We start from the raw sequence: 5203 nt of genomic DNA, 5'->3' as shown, positions 1-5203 counted from the left end.
CCCAACCCCCGGTGGACCCCCGCACCGGTGCCGCCTGGCCGCAGCCCATCCAGCACGACCAGCGGCAGCCGACCAACCCCGGTGCCGCGCCGCTCGGTTACACCGCGGCCGTGGAGCTGTCGTCGGACCGGCTGCTCAGCAACAAGAAGCAGAAGGCGAAGAGCGGTCGGCCCGGTGCCGCGCCCTCGCGGTTCAAGCTCGGCGGGAAGAAGGAAGAGGCCGAGCGGCAGCGGAAGTTGGAGCTGATCCGTACGCCGGTGCTGTCGTGCTACCGGATCGCGGTGATCAGCCTCAAGGGCGGTGTCGGCAAGACCACGACCACCACCGCGCTGGGCTCCACCCTCGCCACCGAGCGCCAGGACAAGATCCTCGCGATCGACGCCAACCCGGACGCCGGCACGCTCGGCCGCCGGGTGCGCCGCGAGACCGGTGCGACCATCCGCGACCTGGTCCAGGCGATCCCGTACCTCAACTCGTACATGGACATCCGCCGGTTCACGTCCCAGGCGCCCTCCGGTCTGGAGATCATCGCCAACGACGTCGACCCGGCCGTCTCGACCACGTTCAACGACGAGGACTACCGCCGCGCGATCGACGTCCTGGGCAACCAGTACCCGATCATCCTCACCGACTCCGGTACCGGTCTGCTCTACAGCGCGATGCGCGGTGTGCTCGACCTCGCCGACCAGCTCATCATCATCTCGACGCCGTCCGTGGACGGTGCGAGCAGCGCGAGTACGACGCTGGACTGGCTGTCGGCGCACGGCTACGCCGACCTGGTCTCACGCTCGCTCACGGTCATCTCCGGTGTCCGCGAGACCGGCAAGACGATCAAGGTGGAGGACATCGTCAGCCACTTCGAGACGCGCTGCCGGGGTGTCGTGGTGGTGCCGTTCGACGAGCATCTCGCCGCCGGTGCGGAGGTCGACCTCGACATGATGCGGCCGAAGGTACGGGAGTCGTACTTCAACCTCGCGGCCCTGGTCGCCGAGGACTTCGTCCGCCACCAGCAGATGCACGGCCTGTGGACGAGCGACGGCAATCCCCCGCCGGTACTGGCCCCGCCGATGCCGGGCCAGCAGGGATACCCGGGGTACCCGGGACAGCCCGGGCAGCAGGGCTATCCGGGCCAGCAGCAGTACCCGGGCCAGCAGGCTCCCGGCCAGCCGGGTCCCTACCCCCAGCAGCAGCAACAGCACCAACCGCAGCCGCAACCGCCGCACCCCGGCCAGCAGCTGTACGGCCAGCAGCCTCAGCCGCCGTACCCGCAGCACCCGGGCTACCCGCAACCGGACGGCGACCAGACTCCGCCCCCGCCGCCCGCACCCCCGCAGCAGTAACGCGAAGGGCGGCCGATGCTCACAAGCACCGGCCGCCCTTCGCGTCGTAGAAAGAAGATCGTAGAAAGAAGAACAGCTACCCGGCATCCCCGGTATCCGCCGAGATCAGCTCCCGGCACCGCTTCACGTCCTGCGCGATCTGCTCCAGCAGGCCCTCCAGCGAGTCGAACTTCGCCTGGCCGCGCACGAAGGCGAGGAAGTCGACGGCTACATGCAGGCCGTACAGGTCGAGGCCGACGCGGTCGATCGCGTACGCCTCCACCGTGCGCTCGGTGCCGTCGAACTGCGGGTTCGTGCCGACGGAGATCGCGGCCGGCATGGCCTCTCCCTCGACGTGGAGGTAACCGGCGTAGACGCCGTCCGCCGGGATCGCCGTGTGGGGCAGGGTCTCGACGTTGGCCGTCGGGAAGCCCATTTCGCGACCGCGCTGGGCGCCGCGCACGACGACGCCCTCCACCCGGTGCGGGCGGCCGAGAATCTCGCGGGCTCCCTCGACGTCGCCCTCGGCGACCAGGCGCCTGGTCAGTGTGGAGGAGAAGGGCTCACCGCCGCCCGCCGCACCGCTCACGTAAAGATCCACCACCTCTACCTCGAAGTCGTATGTCCTGCCCTGCTCGATCAGGAAGGCCACATTGCCCGCGGCCCTGTGGCCGAAGCGGAAGTTGGGGCCCTCGACGACCGCCTTCGCGTGCAGTTTGTCCACCAGGACCTTGACCACGAAGTCGGCCGGGGACAGTTTCGAGAACTCTTTGGTGAACGGCAGGATCAGCGCCGCGTCGACCCCCAGCTCGGCCATCAGTTCGGCTCGGCGGTGGTGCGGGGCGAGCAGCGGCGGGTGGCTGCCAGGGCGCACGACCTCGCTGGGGTGCGGGTCGAAGGTGACGACGACGGAGGGAACGCCCAGCTCACGGGCGCGCTCCACGGCATGCCGGATGATCAGCTGGTGCCCGCGGTGGACCCCGTCATAAGAACCGATGGTGACGACACTGCGCCCCCAGTCCTCAGGGATGTCCTCCAAGCCACGCCAGCGCTGCACTGTGACCGCTCCTCATCGAACCCGTGTCCGTATGTAGACCTGTGTCATTGACCTCTTACGCAGGTCTAAGGGTGCCATGCCGGGGGCCTCCGACCCGCATCGGCCTGGAGGCTGTGACCGGGCGCACGTACCGGGGCCGCTATGCGGGAACCCCCACCCCGGCCAGGTTCTCGATCATGCGCCGCGTGCTGGGTCCGACGACCGCCGCCCAGTCCTCCGGGGTGTCGGCCAGCCAGCGGGCCATCAGAGCGGCGAAGCCGGGCACGTGGCGGCCCAGGTCGACGAGCCCGCGGTCGAAACGGGTCGCGCCCGCGGGGGTACGGACGAGCAGCCGGCCGGTGCGGTGGACGAGGTCGCGGATCTCGTCGTCGTCACGGCGGCCGGCCGTGTGCAGGAGCGCGTCCAGTACGGCGGGGTCGTGCTCGTGCGCGAGCAGGAACTCCAGGAGTTCGCGGCGCAGGGGGCGGGATGCCGGGGTGCCGGGGGCGGCGAGCACGCCCGCGAGGACCGTCCGCACCGACGCCGGGCCACCATCCAGCAGGCCAGTGACCAGGGGGAACAGGATCGCGCGGGCCGCGGGGCCGTGGTCGAGGCACCGGTCGACGTAGACGCCGAGGTACGCGGCCGTCTCCGGCCACCGTACGGCGGTCTCGCGGACCAGGGCGGCGGCCCGGCGCACGAGCGACGGGGTCGCCACGTCGGCGAGTGTGCGGACCGCCTCGCTCGCGTGCGGTCCGTGCAGCCGGGCGCGGAAGGCTTCGAGGACCGGTTCGGGGTGCGTGGTCAGGGCGGCGGCCAGCGCGCTCGGCGGGAACTGCGGGTCGCCGGACGCGAAGTGCCGTAGCGCCTGCGGGAGATGGCGGGTGCGGGCGTGCGGATCGCGGACGAGAAGGGCGAGCGCGCCGCCGTGCAGGGTGGAGTCGGCGGGGCGGGCCAGGAGGAACTCGGCCGCGTAGCGCAGGAGTTCACGGTCGGCCTCGGTCCGTACGTGCGGTGCGGCCCGCAGTCCGTACGCCACCGCCGCCACCCTGCGCGCCGGCCGCTCGTCGTGCGCCCACCGGTCCACGGCCCGGCACACCGCCGACGGTTCCTCCTCCGCCAGTACGGCGAGGAGTTCATCGGCCCGCCCGTGCGCACACCCGACGAGCACCTCCGTCAGATCGTCCAGTGCCCGCCGCCGATGCGTGTGCAGCAACGCCTGCGCGGCCGTCGCCACGGTCGCCTCCGGCATCGCGGGCAACGACCGCTCGTCGTCGAACCACCGGGTCAGCAACGGCTGTACGGCGGCGGGGTCGGCGGCGAGCAACTCGGCGGCGGTGTCCAGGAATCGGGGCGATGCGGTGGCGTCCTGCGGGGCGTCGTCGGCGAGCACGAGCCGCCGTAGCAACTCGAACCGCTCGGCATGGGGTAGCTGCAGCGCCGTCCAGAACTCCGGCGCGAACTCCTTTGGTACGACCGCCTGTTGCTGCCTCCGGGCCACCAACTGGTCGGCCAGCAGCCGCAGTGCGTTGCCGTACGGCGTCGCGTCGGGCACCCTCAGCAGCACCTCGGCGAGCAGCCGTGCGGCCCACCAGGACTCCGGGTCGGCGTTCAGGGCGTCCGCCAACTCCTCCAGTCGTAGCGCCAGTTGGTGGGTGCCGTGTTGTCTGCCGAGGAGCAGCAGGGCCTGTACGACGGGGCCGATGCGGTGGTGCGGGACGGGGAGGGGATGCCCGGACCGTGGGGTACGGGGGCGGTGCACCAGGGCGCGCAGAGCCTCGTCCAGGTCGAGGTGCGTGCCCTGGATCCAGTCGGCCAACTCCTCGTGGGCGAACCGGTATCCGGCGCCGGCCGGCACGAGCAGCCCCTCGGTGAGGACGGCGGACGCCCACCCGGTGCCACCGCCGAGCCGCGCCGGTGCGGGCCCCCACGGGAACACCGCCTCGAACGACTCCCGGTCCAACTCCCCCTGCCCAGGCCCCAGACTGCGCCGCGCCGCCTCGTGCACCTGCCCGGACACCTTCGCCGCGAGGCGCCGTACGGCGGTGCCGCGCAGGCCGTTCTCTGCGGCGAGCCGGACCGCGATCCGGAGGCACATGAGGTCCAGGTAGGCGGCGAACACGTCGTCCCGGTGGAGTTGGGCACCCGGGGTGGCGGGCAGCGCCGCGAGTACCTCGGAGAGGAGCCGGAGGGCGAGGGGGTGCCGGGCATCAGCGTCGGCGAGGGCGCCATCGGGAACGCCGTAAGCTGCGCGGGCTCGGCGGGCCTCATCCGGCCGCAGGTCTCCGAGGTGGACGCAGGCCGGCAGCACCGCCCTGGGGGCTGCGCCCCCAGACCCCCCATCGGCCTGAACGGCCTCGTCCTCAAACGCCGGACGGGCTGAGTGATGCCGGCCTGCGTCAATGGGCTCGGGTGTCCCGAAGTGAGGCGGATCGACGTCGTCGGGCGCGGGCGCCCCGGACTGAACCCGACCGGCGTCTTCAGGCTCGGGCACCTCGAAGCGAACCGAACCGCCGTCCTCGGACGCGGACACCCCGAACGGAACCCGAACGGCGTCCTCGGACGCGGGCTCCCCGAACGGAACCCGACCGCCGTCCCCGGGCGCGGACACCCCGAACTGAACCCGACCGCCGTCCTCGGACGCGGACACCCCGAACTGAACCCGACCGGCGTCGTCGGACGGGGGCACCCCGAACGGAACCGAACCATCAACCTCAGATGCGGACGCCCCGAACCGAACCGACCCGGCATCGGCACACGCAGGCGCCCCAAACCGAAGCGAACCGCCGTCGTCGGATGCGCGCACCCCGAATTCACCCGATCCGACATCGCCACGCGCAGGCACCCC

General features: G+C 71.9%; 2 protein-coding genes and 1 pseudogene. 1 reads left to right on the top strand and 2 read right to left on the bottom strand.

Translation table 11 applies throughout. The annotated features are described in order from the left end of the window. Positions 1-1340, top strand: a 1340-nt coding sequence (locus AC31A1_RS46130; protein ID WP_489659053.1) for a MinD/ParA family ATP-binding protein, incomplete at its 5' end; no start/stop codon positions are given. Between the two features lie 76 nt (positions 1341-1416). On the opposite strand, the gene AC31A1_RS46125 is transcribed toward AC31A1_RS46130, so the two are convergent. Both AC31A1_RS46125 and AC31A1_RS46120 read right to left on the bottom strand, forming a co-directional pair. Then, positions 1417-2376, bottom strand: a complete 960-nt coding sequence (locus AC31A1_RS46125) for a bifunctional riboflavin kinase/FAD synthetase (RefSeq protein WP_489659052.1) — start codon at positions 2374-2376, stop codon at positions 1417-1419. 139 nt (positions 2377-2515) lie between these two features. Next, a pseudogene (locus tag AC31A1_RS46120) lies at positions 2516-4663 on the bottom strand (serine protease); the annotation flags it as partial. Positions 4664-5203: the final 540 nt, after the last annotated feature.

This window comes from Streptomyces sp. P5F9, from assembly GCF_057961495.1.
This window is presented reverse-complemented; position numbering and strand designations above follow the sequence as displayed.